Annotated in this window: 1 pseudogene; it reads right to left on the minus strand. The window is 37.8% G+C overall.

Features of this window, described 5'->3' with window-relative positions:
* Positions 1-275 (minus strand): annotated as a pseudogene (locus SB658_RS23770) (homoserine dehydrogenase); the annotation flags it as partial.

The raw sequence follows: 275 nt of genomic DNA on the forward strand, positions 1-275 counted from the left end.
CTGCTTTATTATCTTTTGCTACCGCTAAGAGTTCCGCCCCGTGTAACGCCATTAAATCTTTATTGGCAGTCACAACATGCTTCCCGCTCTGTAAGGCTTGCAAAATATATGCTTTTGCATCATCAATGCCACCCATCACTTCGATGACAACGTCAATATTTGGATTATCTAAAATTTCATTTGCATCTTGTGTTAATAGAGTAGAAGGTACCTCTACTTCTCTCTCTTTTTCAATATTTTGTACTAGTACTTTCGTTACTTTTACAGGACAACCT

Origin of the sequence: Bacillus sp. SIMBA_008 (genome assembly GCF_046535495.1) — a bacterium.
Lineage (GTDB): Bacteria > Bacillota > Bacilli > Bacillales > Bacillaceae > Bacillus > Bacillus subtilis.